This window comes from Burkholderia guangdongensis, from assembly GCF_013403875.1.
Lineage (GTDB): Bacteria > Pseudomonadota > Gammaproteobacteria > Burkholderiales > Burkholderiaceae > Burkholderia > Burkholderia guangdongensis.
In genome coordinates, this window is the sequence record NZ_JACBNX010000070.1 from 1 (window position 1) to 295 (window position 295).

Sequence of the window (295 nt, forward strand, 5' to 3'; positions counted from 1 at the left end):
AATCAAGAGCTTGCACCCCATCATTTAATCTTCCGGCACCGGGCAGGCGTCACACCCTATACGTCCACTTTCGTGTTTGCAGAGTGCTGTGTTTTTATTAAACAGTCGCAGCCACCAGTTTATTGCAACCCCTTCACCCTTCGCCCGCAGGGGCGTCAAGCTACAAGGGCGTACCTTATCCCGAAGTTACGGTACCAATTTGCCGAGTTCCTTCTCCCGAGTTCTCTCAAGCGCCTTAGAATACTCATCTCGCCCACCTGTGTCGGTTTGCGGTACGGTCATCGTTAGACTGAAG

1 rRNA gene is annotated in these 295 nt (G+C 52.2%); it reads right to left on the reverse strand.

From position 1 onward, the window contains the following. Positions 1–295, reverse strand: a 23S ribosomal RNA gene (locus HZI36_RS26735); the annotation flags it as partial.